Genomic DNA, 13855 nt, shown 5'->3' on the forward strand with positions numbered 1-13855 from the left:
TCCGCTGTTCCAGTGGCGCGACGGGTACCGGCAGTTCTTCCAGGACGAATCGCGCGGCCCCTGACGACGCGCGATCCGGCGTCGCGCCCCGGTGCGACGCCTTGAAGCGGCGGCCATCGCCGTGCATCGTCCCGTGCGTTGATACGTATCAACGTCGTTCGATTCCGAATCCGGATACTGGATCGCCTACCGACCAGGCAGGAGCGACCCATGACTCAAACCATGAAAGCGGCCGTCGTGCACGCATTCGGCGAACCGCTACGCATCGAGGAGGTGCCCGTGCCGACGCCGGGGCCCGGCCAGATCCTCGTCAACATCCAGGCATCGGGCGTGTGCCATACCGATCTGCACGCGGCCGACGGCGACTGGCCGGTCAAGCCGTCGCTGCCGTTCATTCCGGGCCATGAAGGCGTGGGCATCGTCGCGGCGGTCGGCGCGGGCGTCACGCATGTGCGCGAAGGGGATCGCGTGGGCGTGCCCTGGCTCTATACGGCCTGCGGCCATTGCGAGTACTGCCATACGGGCTGGGAAACGCTGTGCCACGGCCAGCAGAACACCGGCTATTCGGTGAACGGCAGCTACGCGGAATACGTGCTGGCCGATCCCGACTACGTCGGCCATTTGCCCGCGCAGGTTGCGTTCGACGAAATCGCGCCGATCCTGTGCGCGGGCGTCACCGTCTACAAGGGCATTCGCGTCACCGATACGCGGCCGGGCCAGTGGCTCGCGATCTCCGGTATCGGCGGCCTCGGGCACGTGGCCGTGCAGTATGCGCGCGCGATGGGCCTGCACGTCGCGGCCATCGACATTTCACCCGACAAGCTCGCGCTGGCGCGGCAGCTCGGCGCACAACTGACGATCGACGCGTCGCTCGACGATCCGGCCAAGGTCATCCAGAAGGAGATCGGCGGCGCGCACGGCGTGCTCGTCACGGCCGTGTCCCGCAGCGCATTCGCGCAGGCGCTCGGGATGGTGCGGCGCGGCGGCACGGTGGCGCTGAACGGCTTGCCGCCCGGCGATTTCCCGTTGCCGATCTTCTCGACCGTGCTGAACGGCATCACCGTGCGCGGGTCGATCGTCGGTACGCGGCGCGACCTGCAGGAATCGCTCGATTTCGCGGCCGACGGCCTGGTGCGCGCGCACATCCATCGCGACCGGCTCGGCAACATCAACGACGTGTTCGCGAAACTGCGCGCAGGCAAGGTCGACGGGCGCGTCGTGCTGACCGACATGCATTGATGCGATGCACGCGGCGCGCGCCGTCGATGGAGCGACGGCGCCGCGCGGCCTATCGCTCCGCCGGAAACCGCTCCTGCAGCGCATGCAGCCAGCGCGCGACGACATCGAGTTCGTCGTCGGAAAACCCGTCGCACAGCTTGCCGTTGAGTTCGCGCAGCAGCACGCGCGCACGCTTGAGTGCCGCGTGGCCCTCGTCGGTCAGGTACAGGCGCGTCGCACGGCCGTCGTCCGAATCGGCATGACGCGTGATCAGGCCGGCTTTCGCCATCCGGTCGGCGAGCCCCGTCATCGCCGACGGCGCAAGCTGCAGCGCGGCGCCGACTTCGCCGATCAGCGCGCCATCCTGTTTCGCGAGGCAGAACAGCGCGCCGGCCTGCGCGGCGCTCGCGCGCGTCTCGGTCTCCGCCTTGCGGTCGATCCAGCGCTGCACGCGCCGCTGGCCGATGTTCAACAGGAAAAACAGTCGTCGGTCTTCGCTCAAGCTGGGTTCCCGGCTGCAATGAAAAGGGAGGGACGGCCCGCGGCGCGCGGCGTGTCCAGTGCCTGCGCGAGCCAGTCGGCCACGCCGGGCCACAGCACGGTGCCGGGGCGGCTGCGGAAGAAGCCCATGTGCCCGACCGGGCCGCTGCCCGCCACGTGCGGATCGATCTGGCGGCGTTCGACCGCCGCGCGGGTCAGATAGCTTACCAGCAGCCCGATCGCAGCCGGGTTCGCCCACGGGTCGTCGTCGAAGCCGAGCACGAGGATCGGCAACTGCTGTTTCGCGTAACGCTCGGCCGCGCCGAGTGTCGGATCGTCGAAGAAATAGTGCGGCAGCGTCGTCCAGCGGCTCCATTCGCGGAACACGCCGGCCGGCATGTCCTCGCCGAGCCCGAGCCGCTTGCCGGGCACGTAGCCGAGCAGCGCGGACATCAGCGGGCCGAGCACGCGCAGGATCAGCCGCACTTTCAGGCGTTCGGCGGCCCGCGCGATCAGCCGCGTGCTGCCCGCATGCGCGGCGACCAGCACGGCCGCGCGCAGGTGCGGTGTGGCGGCGGACAGCCCGATCGCATGCCCGCCGACGCTATGCCCGACCGCCAGCAGCGGCAAACCTGCGTACGCCTGTCGCGCCCACGCGGTCGCGGCGCCCACGTCGAGTTCCATCCAGTCGCGCATGCGGGCCTTCAGCGCGCCCAGGCGCGCGGGCCGCGACGCGCCGATGCCGCGATAGTTGTAGGTGAGCGCCGCAAAGCCGCGTTCGGTCAGGAAGCGGGCGAAGCCCGCATACAGCCGCTCGGGCACGGCCGTCGCCGGATGGATCAGCACCAGCGCGCGCGGCTCGGCGTCCGGCGACCACAGCGTGCCGCGCAGCGCGTAGCCGTCGGCGGCGGAAAACTCGATGGGTTGGGCGGTCACGGCGGTCCTCGTTCGGGGAGTTATTTCGTATGCGAAATATAGTCCGTGATTTATTTCGCGCACGAAATATCTGTCGAGGATTCATTCGAACCGGGTTCCCGCGAGCGCGACGGGCGGGATCCGGCGACGCCGCTCGCGTCATAAAACATTTGCATCTTTACATAGAAGAATATTGCGTTTGTTTCATGATGAAGATCGACGTATCGTCACCGGTTCCATCCGTTCCGCCGGCCGCCGCGCACGGCGGATCGCGAGGCGCCGCCGTCGCGCGGCCGTTTGCCAACCCTCCGGGAGATCACGTTGTTGAGCCGAATCGTCACGGCGCTCTTGCTGGCGCTTGCCGCGCAGCCGGGCATTGCCAAAGACACCGTCACGCTGCGCGTCGGTGAACAGAACTACTTCAACATCCAGGCGTCGATGGAGGCGTCCGGCGTGCTGAAGGACCTGCCTTACACGATCGAGTGGAAGCATTTCCAGGCCGCCGCGCCCGTTGCCGAATCGCTGAACGGCAATGCGATCGACGTCGGCTTTCTCGGCGATTCCGCGCTGCTGACGCTGGCCGCGCGCGGCGCGCCGGTGAAGGTCGTCGCCGTGTCGAGGCAGAGCCTCGACGGCGTCGCGATTCTCGTACCGAAGAACTCGCCGGTGCGCACCGTGGCCGACCTGCAAGGCAAGACCGTCGCCGTGTGGCGCGGTGCGTGGAGCCAGCAACTCGTGCTGCGTGCGCTCGAACACGCGGGCTTGCGCGCGGATTCGGTCAAGTATGCGTACCTGATGCCGATCGATGCGACCAACGCATTCGCGAACGGCTCGGTCGACGCCGTGTCGCTGTGGGAGCCGTTCGTCAGCACGCTCGCGTTGCGCCAGGGCGCGCGGCCCGTGACGACCGCGCAGGGGCTGATGCCGGCGCTGAGCTTCGTTGCCGCGAACGAGCAGGCCGCGTCCGGCAAGCGCGCCGAGATCACCGATTTTTTGCGACGCGTCGTGGCCGCGCGCCAGTGGGTCGACAGCCACCCGCGCGAGTATGCGGACCTGTGGGCCAAGCGCGCGAAGCTCGAACCCGACGTTGCGTACCGCTGGCTCGACAACGCGAAGCAGCGCGTCGGCCCGGTCGACGAGACAGCCGCGAAGGACGCGCAGAACACGGCCGACTTCCTGCACAAGGCCGGCGTGATTCCGGCCGCGTACGACACGTCGAAGCTGCTCGACCGCTCGTATGCGGGCGCGTTCGTGGCGCCCGCGCAGAAAGCGGCCGCCGCGCAGTAAGCGGGCCATCCCGGCCACGATTTCCGATCGAGAACGAGGACACCCCGACATGCCAGTCGACATCATCGGCATGATCACCGCGACGCCCGGCGCGGAGGTCGACGTACCGGGCGGCGCGGCCGTCCAGCCCGACTACGTGCGCCGTTTCGCGCAGGCGCACGAGGCCGCCGGCTTCGACCAGATCCTGGTCGGCCATTTCAGCAACGCGGCGGACGGTTTCATCGTCGCGTCGTTCGCGGCTGCCGCGACCGAGCGCATCCGCATCCTGCTCGCGCACCGGCCGGGCGTGATCGTGCCGTCGGCCGCCGCGCGGCAGGTCGCGACGCTCGACGTATTCAGCGGCGGTCGGCTCGCGCTGAACATCGTGTCGGGCGGCGACGATACGGATCTGCAGCGCGACGGCGATTTCGTGCCGCACGATGCGCGCTACCGCCGCACCGGCGAATATCTCGACGTGCTGAAGCGGATCTGGCAGGCCGACGCTCCGGTCGACCACGACGGCGCGTTCTACCGGCTGCGCGGCGCGTCGCCGCTCGTGAAGGGCGCGCAGCGGCCGCACGTGCCGATCTATTTCGGCGGGTCGTCGCCGGCCGCGCTGGCGGTCGCGGGCGAGCATGCCGATGTCTACATGACGTGGGGCGAGCCGCTCGCGTCGGTGCGCGAGCAGATCGCACGCGTGTGTGAGGCCGCCGCACCATTCGGGCGTGCGCCGCGCATCAGCGTGTCGTTCCGGCCGATTGTCGCCGACACCGAGGCTGCCGCATGGGAGAAGGCCGAGGCGATCCGCGCGCGCGTGCGCGCGGCACGGCTCGCGAACGGCCAGCCGATCGCCGGCCATGCGCCGCAGAATGCGGGTTCGCAACGGCTGATGGCGGCCGCCGCGCAGGGCGACGTGCTCGACGAGCGGCTGTGGATGGGCGTCGCGAACCTGACCGGCGCGCGTTGGAATTCGACCGCGCTGGTCGGCACGCCGGAGCAGGTTGCGCGGGCGCTCGGCGCGTATTACCGGTTGGGCGTGTCGACGTTCCTGATTCGCGGGTTCGATCCGCTCGACGATGCGCTCGATTACGGGCGTGACCTGATTCCGGCGATTCATGCGCAGGTCGCGGAGCTTGACCGGTCTCGCGCGGCGGTGACGGCGTAGGCTCGGCGCTCCACCCAACGGTGTTGTGTCGCGCACCCCGGCATGGCCGTCATGGAATGCCGGGGCGATGTCATGTCGGGCATCGTCCCGTCAACGCGTTCAGAACGACGGCAACCCCGGCGGATTGGTTTCGGCGCGGGCGATCGCCTCGCTCTGCAAGCCCCAGCGCGCGAGCGTCTGCCCATAGCGGCCACTGCCGATCAGCGCGTTCGTCGCCAGCGTCAGCGCGGGCGCGAGCCCGCTGCCGCGCCGCGTCGCGATCGCCACGTCGGCATGGGCCGGCCAGCCCGCATTGACGACGCCCACGCGGCGGATCTTGCCCGTGCGCGCGGCCTCGTACGCGAGCGACGCATTCGGGTTCAGCTCCGCATCGGCGCGGCCCGACAGCAGCGCGACGCGCGCGGTCGCATCGTCGTCGAAATAGAGCAGCTCGGCCGGCTTCAACCCCTGCGCCACGTTGCGCTTGTTCCATTCGAGCAGGATGCGCTCCTGGCTCGTCCCCGCGCCGGTGATGATGCGCAGGCCGGCGATATCCTTCGGCTCGGCGAGCTTCGCGATCGGGCTGCCGGTGCGCACGTAGAAGCCGTGCAGCCCGAGCCGGTAGGTCGTGAAATCGTATTTCTCCTTGCGCTTCTCGGTCACGCCGACGTTCGAAATCACCGCGTCGTACTTGCCGGACGTCAGCCCGAGCGGCCAGTCGGCCCACGCGATCGGCAGCAGCACGAGCGTGCGGCCGAGCGTGTCCGCGACGAGTTGCGCATAGTCGGGATCGGCGCCGACCACGGTGCGCGCGTCGGTCGCGTAGGTCGACACGGGCGGCGCGTGCGGTGAAATCGCGACCGTGAACGCGCCGTCGCGTACCCAGCGGTAGCCGGCGGCCGCGCGGATCGCCGCCTCGTCGGTTGGCGCGCGCAGGCGGCCGGCCTGGCGCGGGTCGAGGTCGGCCGTGGCGGCGGCCGCGTCCGCCGCGTGCCACGGCAAGCCTGCCGCCGCGACCAGAGCGGCAGTCATGAACTGGCGTCGGTCGGTCATCGTGCGGCACCTCGTGGATCGGGAGCGGCGCGCATCACAGCACCCTCGACAGAAACGCACGCGTACGCGGATGCGACGGCGCGTCGAGCACGACGGCCGGCGGCCCGGCTTCGACGATGCGCCCGCGCTCCATGAACAGCACGTTGTCCGCGACTTCGCGCGCGAAGCCGATCTCGTGCGTGACGATCACGAGCGTCGTGCCCGAACGCGCGAGTTCCTTGATCACGTCGAGCACCTCGTTGACGAGCTCGGGATCGAGCGCCGACGTCGGCTCGTCGAACAGCAGCACCTTCGGGCGCAACGCGAGCGCCCGCGCGATCGCGACGCGCTGCTGCTGGCCGCCTGACAACTGGCGCGGGTACGCATCGGCTTTATCCGCGAGGCCGACACGCGCGAGCAGCGTGCGGGCGATGCGCTCGGCGGCGTCGCGCGAGATGCCGCCCACGACGACCGGCGCCTCGACCAGGTTTTCGAGCACCGTCAGGTGCGCGAACAGGTTGAAGTTCTGGAACACCATCCCGACGGCCGTGCGCCGTATCAGCACGTCGCGTTCCTTCAGCTCGTAGAGCACGTCGCCGTCGCGGCGATAGCCGATCAGCTCGCCGTCGATGTCGATGAAGCCGTCGTCGACGCGTTCGAGATGGTTGATCGTGCGCAGCAGCGTCGACTTGCCCGAGCCCGACGGCCCGACGATCACGGTCACGCTGCCTCGCGGGGCGACGAACGACACGTTGTCGAGCACGCGCTGCATGCCGAACTGCTTCGAGACGCCATGCACGGCCACTTCGCCGCCGGCACGCGGCGCGACGGCGGTCGCGGCGTCGTGATCGCCCGGGGCCTGCGCGACCGATGCCGCGTGACGGGACGTGACACGCCGCCACAGCACGCCGAGGCGCGCGAGCGCGAACGTGAGGACGGACGGCGGCGGGTTGCGCAGCGCGCCGCGCGCATAGTGCCGCTCGACCTGCACCTGGATGGCCGACAGCACGGTCAGGATGATCAGGTACCAGACGGTGGCGACCATCAGCAGCGGAATCACTTCGAGATTGCGGCGATAGATCACCTGCACCGTATAGAACAGCTCCGGCATCGCGAGCACGTAGACCATCGACGTGCCTTTCGCGAGCATGATCAGGTCGTTGAACGCGGTCGGCAGGATCGCGCGCATCGCCTGCGGCAGCACGATCCGCGTGGTCTGGCGGCCGCGCGGCAGCCCGAGCGCGGCGGCGGCTTCGAGCTGCCCCTGGTCGACCGCGAGAATGCCGCCACGGATCACCTCCGCGGAAAACGCCGCGTGGTGCAGCGTGAGGCCGAGCACGGCGGCGAGGAACGGGCTGATCAGGTCGGTCGTCGGCGTGTCGAACCACACGATGTCGGTGAACGGCACGCCGAGCCGCACATGCTCGTACAGGTAGCCGAGGTTGTTCAGGATCAGCAGCAGCACGATCAGCGGAATCGAGCGGAACAGCCACACGAAGGTCCATGCGCTCGCCGACAGCAGCCGCGAACGCGACAGCCGGGCCAGTGCGACGAACGCGCCGAGCACGAGGCCGAATACCGCGCCGAGCAGCGTCAGCACCAGCGTGCGCGCGAGCCCCGACAGCACCGGCGGCGACAGGAACCATTCGGCGAACACCGGCCAGCCCCATTGAGGGTTGCCGACGATCGAATGCAGGACGAGCGCGATCAGCGCGACGGCGAGCACGGAGCCGGCCGCGCGCGACCGGTGGCGCGCGGGCACGATCCGGAAACGCGTGCCGGCGTCGCGCGCGCCGGGGGAAGAGAGCGGCGGCAGCGCGCCGCCGAGGTGGGTCGTGTCGCTCATGTCGGTGGAAATCCTCGAATCGGTCGGGCGGGCGCGCCGCGCACGGGCGGCGCGGCAGCGGGCATCAGGCGTGCGCTTCGGCCGCCGTTTCGCGCGACGCATCAGGCGCCGCGTGGCGACTGGCCTTGCGCGGCAGCCCGAGGTGGTCGCGCAGCGTTGCACCGGGCAGGTCGCGGCTGTAGCGGCCGCGCGCCTCGAGTGCCGGAATCACGAGTTCGACGAAATCCTCGACGCCCTGCGCCTGCACCGCGAAGCCGAGGATGAAGCCGTCGCCAGCCCCCGCGTCGTGCCAGCGGATCAGCTCGTCGGCGACATGCTCGGCCGTGCCGATGAAGTTCGGGCGCGGCGTCGCGACCGCGAGCGCCGTCTCGCGCAGCGACAGGCCTTTGCGCTTCGCGTCCGCCTTGATCCGGTCGGTGGTCGAGCGGAAGCTGTTGCGGCCGAGCTCGCCGAGTTCCGGGAAGGGCGCATCGAGCGCGTACTGCGTGAAATCGTGGTGATCGAAATAGCGGCCCAGGTACGCGAGCGCCTCGTCGATCGTCAGCAGGTTGCGGATCGCCTGGTATTTGTCCTCGGCCTCGGCCGCCGTGCGGCCGACGATGGGCCCGATGCCGGGGAAGATCTTCACGTCGCTGCCTTGCCGGCCGTGCTCGATCGCGCTCTGCTTCACGCGCCGCGTGAACGCGGCCGTTTCGTCGAGCGACGGCGAATGCGTGAACACGGCATCCGCATACTTGCCCGCGAGCCCGATGCCGGTGTCGGACGAACCGGCCTGGAAGATCACCGGCTGCCCCTGCGGCGAGCGCTGGATGTTGAGCGGGCCCGCAACCTGGAAGAAGCGGCCGTGGTGATCGAGCGTGTGGAGCTTGTCGCGGTCGAAGAAGCGGCCGGTCGCGCGGTCGCGCACGAATGCGTCGTCGTCCCAGCTGTCCCACAGGCCCTGCACGACGGCGAGGTATTCGTCGGCGATCTCGTAGCGCAGCTCGTGATCGGGATGTGCCTTGCCGAAATTCTTCGCGGTGCCTTCGAGCGGCGTCGTCACGACGTTCCAGCCCGCGCGCCCGCCGCTGATCGCATCGAGCGACGCGAGCTGGCGCGCGACCGTGAACGGTTCGCTGTACGACGTCGAGATCGTGCCCGCGAGCCCGATCTTCTTCGTCGCGACCGCGAGCGCCGACAGCACGGTCAGCGGCTCGAAGCGGTTCAGGAAGTGCGGGATCGACTTTTCGTTGATGTAAAGGCCGTCCGCGACGAACGCGAATGCGATGCCGGCGGCTTCCGCCTGGCGCGCGATGCCGATCGCGAAATCGAGGTTGATGCTCGCGTCCGGCGGGTTGCTCGGGTGCCGCCATGCGTTCATGTGGCTGCCTGCGCCTTGCAGCATCAGGCCGAAGGGGATCGATCGTCGGGTCGTCATGGGAGCGTCACGCGTCCTGGTCAGGGGAAAGGGAGCGGCCGGCCGCGAGGGCCGCCTGCAACGGCGTGGCCGACAGCGCGCCGCCGAGCCATTCGGCCGATGCGAGCCGCGCCGCGTAGTCGGTCACCGGCGAATCGATCACGAACGCATCGACGTCGAGCCGCCGGCTCAGCGCATCGAGCGCGCGGTGGATGCGCTCGGGCGTATCGGCCAGCACCGTCGGGCGCAGCTCGTCGATCCGGTAGTCGGACGCGCCGCTCTGCCGCGCGAATTCGGCGGCCGCCTGCGCGCTGGCGAGATTGAAGCTCTGGCCGCCCGCGAACTGCAGCTTGAAGATCTTCAGTGGCCCGATCAACTGCTCGGCTTCGTCGCGCGTCGGCGCGGCCACCGCGTATAACGCCACGAGCGGCCGTGTGCCGCCCGCGCTGCGGTACGCGTCCAGCGAGCGTTCGAGGTTTGCGTCGTCGCCGTTGAAATGCCCCGCGTAGCAGAAGCGCCAGCCGTTGCGCGCGGCGAGCGCGCCGCTGTCCGGCGAGCCGCCGAGCAGGATGCGTTCGGGCGGTTGCGGCGGCACCGGCATCGCGACCGCGCCGGCGAGCGGGTGATCCTCGGCGACGCCCCAGCCGAGAAACGCGTCGAGCTCCGCCAACTGGCCCGCGAAGTCCGGCTTGCGCGCCTTGTCGTGGAACCACTGCAGCGCGCGCGTGGTCAGCGGCAAGCCGCCGGGCGCCTTGCCGACGCCGAGATCGACGCGGCCCGGCGCGAGCGCGGCCAGCACCTTGAAGGTTTCGGCGACCTTGAACGGGCTGTAGTGCTGCAGCATCACGCCGCCCGAGCCGACGCGGATGCGCGACGTGTGCGCGAGCAGGTGCGCGACGACGATCTCCGGCGCCGAGCTTGCGAAAGCCGGCGTGCCGTGATGCTCGGCGACCCAGAAGCGCGCGTAGCCGAGCTGCTCGGCGCGTTGCGCGAGCGTCGTGGTGAAGCGCAGCGCGTCGGCGGCGTTCGCGCCGTCGGCGATCGGACTCTTGTCCAGCAGCGAAAGCGAATAAGACATGGTGGGCGACGTTCCTGCGTGAGCGTGGAGTGAACGTGAATCGACGGTAGGCGCGCGCGGCGCTCAGCTCTTCGGCAGCCCCGGCGGATTCGTGCGCGACTGGTCGATCGCTTCGGACGCGAGGTTCCAGCGGTCGAGCACCTGCTGGTAGCGGCCGTTCTTGATCAGCCCGTTCAGTGCGATGGTGAGCGGATCGGCGAGACCGCTGCCGCGGCGCGTCGCGATCGCGATGTCGGCCGTGCGCGGCCAGCCCCCGCTGATCGCGCCGACGAGGCGCGTCTTGCCTTGCTGCGCGCTCTGGTACGCGAGCACCGAGTTCACGCTGAACACGGCATCGGCGCGGCCCGACTGCACGGCGACGATGCGCATCGCCTGGTCGTCGTAATACTGGATCTGCACGGGTTTCAGCCCGTGCGCGACGTTCTCGCGATCCCATGCAAGCAGGATCTTTTCCTGGTTGGTGCCGGCGTCGGTCACGACACGCAGCCCCGCGACGTCCTTCGGCTCGCGGATCGCCTGGATCTTGCTGTCGTTGCGCACGTAGAAGCCGACCAGGTCGTGGCGGTACGACGAGAAATCGAATTTCTGCTTGCGCTCCTCGGTGACGGTGACGTTCGAGATCACCGCGTCGACCTTCCCCGATTCGAGCGCGAGCGGCCAGTCGGCCCACGCGAGCGCGACGATCTTCAGCTTGCGGCCGAGGCTGTCGGACACGAGCTGGCCGACGTCGGCGTCGAAGCCGACCACCGTGCGCGCGTCGGTCGCATACGAGCTGATCGGCGGCAGGCTCGGCGCGATGCCGATCGTCAGCGTGCCGGGCTCGGCGAACTTGAACGACGCGGGCACTGCGCGCTCGACGGTCGCATCGGCCACGCCGCGCGGGCGGCCGCGCTGCTCGGGGCTCAGGTCGAACGTTGCGGCGGCCGCGGCTGCGGCGAACACGGTCAGGCCGATCAGCGCGGTGGCGAGCGTGCGCGCGGCACGGGAAGAAAGCGGTACGGCTCGTTGCATGAAAGCGTCCTGTGGTGGCAAGCGGAGATCGGAGTGAGGCAGGGGGCGGCCGCGCTCAGCGCGACAGCACCGGTTCGGGCACGGGCGCCCACAGGTCGGCCAGCGTCGACGTGCGCGACGGATCGGCGAGATCCTTGCCGAACCGCAAGTGCTCATACGCCTCGGGCGCGATCGACGAATCGAACAGCCGCGTATAGCCGGTGCGGTCGTACAGCGCCCATGCTTCGGGCTGGCGAAAACCGGTGGTCAGGTAGACGCGGCGATAGCCTTGCTGCGCGGCGCGTAGCTCGAGCGCGTCGACGATGAGGCGGGCGAGGCCCTGGCGGCGCAGGTCCGAGCGGGTCCAGATGCGTTTGAGCTCGGCGGTCTGCGCGTCGTAACGCTTGAACGCGCCGCCGCCGATCGTTTCGCCGTCGCGCAGCAGCAGCACGAATGCGCCTTCGGGCGGGGCGAACCGTTCGGCCGGGTAGCGGGCGAGCTCGTCGCGTGCGGACGCGCGGCTGTCGGGGCGATACGCGTGGTACCGGGTCGAATACTCGTCGATCAGCGCGTCGATCAGCGGCTGCGCGCGGGGGTCGAGCGGCGTCGTGTCGATGAGGCGGTCGGTCGTGGCCATGGGCATCGCGAAGGGCGCGCGATGCGGACGTTCCTGGCGGGGTGCGGGCACGCGGCCCGTCCGGTCTGTTCCGTTATCGCGGCGCGGTTGTCGTGATGACGGCGGCCGGTATGCATCCTGCGATGCATGTGGCGGGCCGCCGCCGTTTTGAACACGTTAGCGGCGCGGCAGGCAAAGGCGAACGAAGCAATTTCGATAAGGATTTCGCGGCAGGCGTCAGAAGGCTTGCAGTGGGAGCGGGGTGCGGGCGGAAAGCGCGTACGTCGAAGGGCGTGCTTCACGCATGCGCCACGCCGAATGACGCGAGCCTACGCGGCCCGCACTTCGGCGAGCAGATCCGGATGACGATCCAGTATCCTGAGCAGCTTCACGAGGGCGAGCGGCGGGTTCGTCTTGCCGGCTTCGTAGCGGGAGAACGCGTTGACCCCGCCACCGAATATCTCGGCCGCCTCGCGCTGATCCAGCATCAGCTTCTTGCGGACCTTCGCAATGTACTTCGGGTCGACGATGGTCGCGTTCACCTGCTTGTTGAATTCGGTTATCGCGTCGCCGAGACGGCTCGCCTCGGAACGAGATGAATCCGGAATTGGCCTATTGGCCGATGGTCGGCGCCGCGGACGGCTCCGCGAGCTGAAACAGGCAATCGCCGCGCCGCACTTGCGCGGGCACGCGCTTGCACACCACTTCGCCGTCGCCCTTGAACCGGTGCAGCACCGGCTCGCGCAGCGGCGTATCGGGGAAATGCACCCACGCGGCCGGCTGTCCGGCCTGCACCTGGTCGCCGAGTTCGACCAGCGGCTCGTACAGCCCGCGCTCGTACGCGTAGACGAAGTGGCGGTCGCCATCGACGCGCATGAAGCGCGTGACGGTCGGCGGTGCGTCGGGCACGAGCGCGCCGCGCAGCAGCCCGATATAGCCGAGGTAGTGCAGCAGCCCGTGGCGGCCCATCCGGATCAGCGACGGATCGGCCATGCCCGCGCCGCCGAGCTCGGTCACGATCGAGATCGCGCCCTGCCGGCGCGCGGCCGATGCCGAATGGACAGGATTCGGCGCGTGCAGCAGCGCGTTCTGCAACCCGAACGCGACCAGCAGCCCGTTGAGCTTCGCGGCTTCGTCGGCGTCGAGCGGATCGATCGCGAGCATGTTGCCGCCCTGGTACAGCAGCGAACTGCCGCCCGAATGCAGGTCGACCAGATACTGCGCGCGTGACAGCAGCGCATGCTCGATGTAGTGGGCGATCATCTGCGTCGGCGTGCCGGTCGGGTCGCCGGGGAAACTGCGGTTCAGGTTGCCTTCGTCGAGCGGCGACACGCGCAGGCCAGCATCCGCCGCCGGAAAATTCGCCATCGGCAGCAGGATCAACTGCCCGCTGACCATCTCGGGCTCGATCTCGCGCATCAGTTGCGACACGATGATCTGGCCTTCGTACTCGTCGCCGTGATTACCGGCCATCACGAGCGCGACCGGGCCGTCGCCGTTGCGGATCGACGCGATCGGGATCGGCAGCCAGCCGTACGCCGAGCGGTGCACGGAATGCGGCAGCCGCAGGTAGCCTGCGTGCTTGCCTTGTGCGTCGAGATCGATTTCGCAGTGGATGGGATTGCGGTGTGAGGAAGAGGCGGTCATGGCGGCATCGTTCGAGGAACGGAATCTGCCATCTTATCGGGAAACGACCGCTGCGCGCCGCGCCGGGTGGCCCGACGCCGAACGCCGTCAATCGGCAAGCGCATGGATGCGTACCGGCGAGTTGCATGGCCGATGCGCGAAACCCCGTGCGATGTTGCAGCAATGAACGCGTGCCGGTCGGCCGGCCGGCCGCATGTGGGCCCGATGTTTCGCCGGCCCTTTGCTGC

Annotated in this window: 12 protein-coding genes and 1 pseudogene; 3 read left to right on the plus strand and 10 right to left on the minus strand. The window is 69.4% G+C overall.

The window, feature by feature from the left end; genetic code table 11:
* Positions 1–210: 210 nt before the first annotated feature.
* Positions 211–1239: an alcohol dehydrogenase AdhP gene (gene adhP, locus HWX39_RS24830; RefSeq protein WP_175970454.1), complete on the plus strand. Its 1029-nt coding sequence runs from the start codon at positions 211–213 to the stop codon at positions 1237–1239.
* 49 nt (positions 1240–1288) lie between these two features.
* Here adhP and HWX39_RS24835 read toward each other — a convergent pair whose 3' ends face one another.
* Complete coding sequence (locus HWX39_RS24835) at positions 1289–1720, minus strand: MarR family transcriptional regulator (protein ID WP_175970455.1); 432 nt, start codon at positions 1718–1720, stop codon at positions 1289–1291.
* On the minus strand, positions 1717–2634 hold the full coding sequence (locus HWX39_RS24840; RefSeq protein WP_175970456.1) for an alpha/beta hydrolase: 918 nt from the start codon (positions 2632–2634) through the stop codon (positions 1717–1719). The genes HWX39_RS24835 and HWX39_RS24840 overlap by 4 nt, the downstream gene beginning before the upstream one ends.
* A 300-nt stretch (positions 2635–2934) precedes the next feature.
* On the opposite strand from HWX39_RS24840, the gene HWX39_RS24845 reads away from it, so the two are divergent.
* Positions 2935–3900 carry an ABC transporter substrate-binding protein gene (locus HWX39_RS24845; protein WP_175970457.1) on the plus strand — a complete coding sequence of 322 codons (966 nt, stop codon included), beginning with the start codon at positions 2935–2937 and terminating at the stop codon, positions 3898–3900.
* A gap of 49 nt (positions 3901–3949) precedes the next feature.
* The gene (locus HWX39_RS24850) at positions 3950–5044 is read left to right on the plus strand and encodes an LLM class flavin-dependent oxidoreductase (RefSeq protein ID WP_175970458.1); all 1095 of its coding nucleotides are present in this window, start codon (positions 3950–3952) and stop codon (positions 5042–5044) included.
* A 99-nt stretch (positions 5045–5143) separates the two neighbouring features.
* On the opposite strand, the gene HWX39_RS24855 is transcribed toward HWX39_RS24850, so the two are convergent.
* The 8 genes and pseudogenes from HWX39_RS24855 to HWX39_RS24890 form a co-directional block, all read right to left on the minus strand.
* Positions 5144–6076, minus strand: coding sequence for an ABC transporter substrate-binding protein (locus HWX39_RS24855; RefSeq protein WP_175970459.1), 933 nt, complete (start codon positions 6074–6076; stop codon positions 5144–5146).
* A gap of 34 nt (positions 6077–6110) precedes the next feature.
* Positions 6111–7901 carry an amino acid ABC transporter permease/ATP-binding protein gene (locus tag HWX39_RS24860; protein WP_175970460.1) on the minus strand — a complete coding sequence of 597 codons (1791 nt, stop codon included), beginning with the start codon at positions 7899–7901 and terminating at the stop codon, positions 6111–6113.
* Between the two features lie 64 nt (positions 7902–7965).
* The gene (locus HWX39_RS24865; protein WP_175970461.1) at positions 7966–9318 is read right to left on the minus strand and encodes an LLM class flavin-dependent oxidoreductase; all 1353 of its coding nucleotides are present in this window, start codon (positions 9316–9318) and stop codon (positions 7966–7968) included.
* A 7-nt stretch (positions 9319–9325) separates the two neighbouring features.
* Positions 9326–10375 (minus strand): LLM class flavin-dependent oxidoreductase, encoded by a 1050-nt coding sequence (locus HWX39_RS24870; RefSeq protein ID WP_175970462.1) that lies wholly within the window; start codon positions 10373–10375, stop codon positions 9326–9328.
* Between the two features lie 63 nt (positions 10376–10438).
* Positions 10439–11386 carry an ABC transporter substrate-binding protein gene (locus tag HWX39_RS24875; RefSeq protein WP_175970463.1) on the minus strand — a complete coding sequence of 316 codons (948 nt, stop codon included), beginning with the start codon at positions 11384–11386 and terminating at the stop codon, positions 10439–10441.
* Between the two features lie 55 nt (positions 11387–11441).
* A complete protein-coding gene (locus HWX39_RS24880) occupies positions 11442–12002 on the minus strand; it encodes a GNAT family N-acetyltransferase (protein WP_175970464.1) in 561 nt (186 codons plus the stop codon).
* Positions 12003–12310: 308 nt separating this feature from the next.
* Positions 12311–12568, minus strand: a pseudogene (locus HWX39_RS24885) (type II TA system antitoxin MqsA family protein); the annotation flags it as partial.
* A 25-nt stretch (positions 12569–12593) separates the two neighbouring features.
* The gene (locus HWX39_RS24890; protein WP_175970465.1) at positions 12594–13628 is read right to left on the minus strand and encodes a succinylglutamate desuccinylase/aspartoacylase family protein; all 1035 of its coding nucleotides are present in this window, start codon (positions 13626–13628) and stop codon (positions 12594–12596) included.
* Positions 13629–13855: the final 227 nt, after the last annotated feature.

It is taken from the genome of Burkholderia sp. BCC0322 (assembly GCF_902833045.1).
In the GTDB taxonomy this organism is placed as follows: Bacteria; Pseudomonadota; Gammaproteobacteria; order Burkholderiales; family Burkholderiaceae; genus Burkholderia.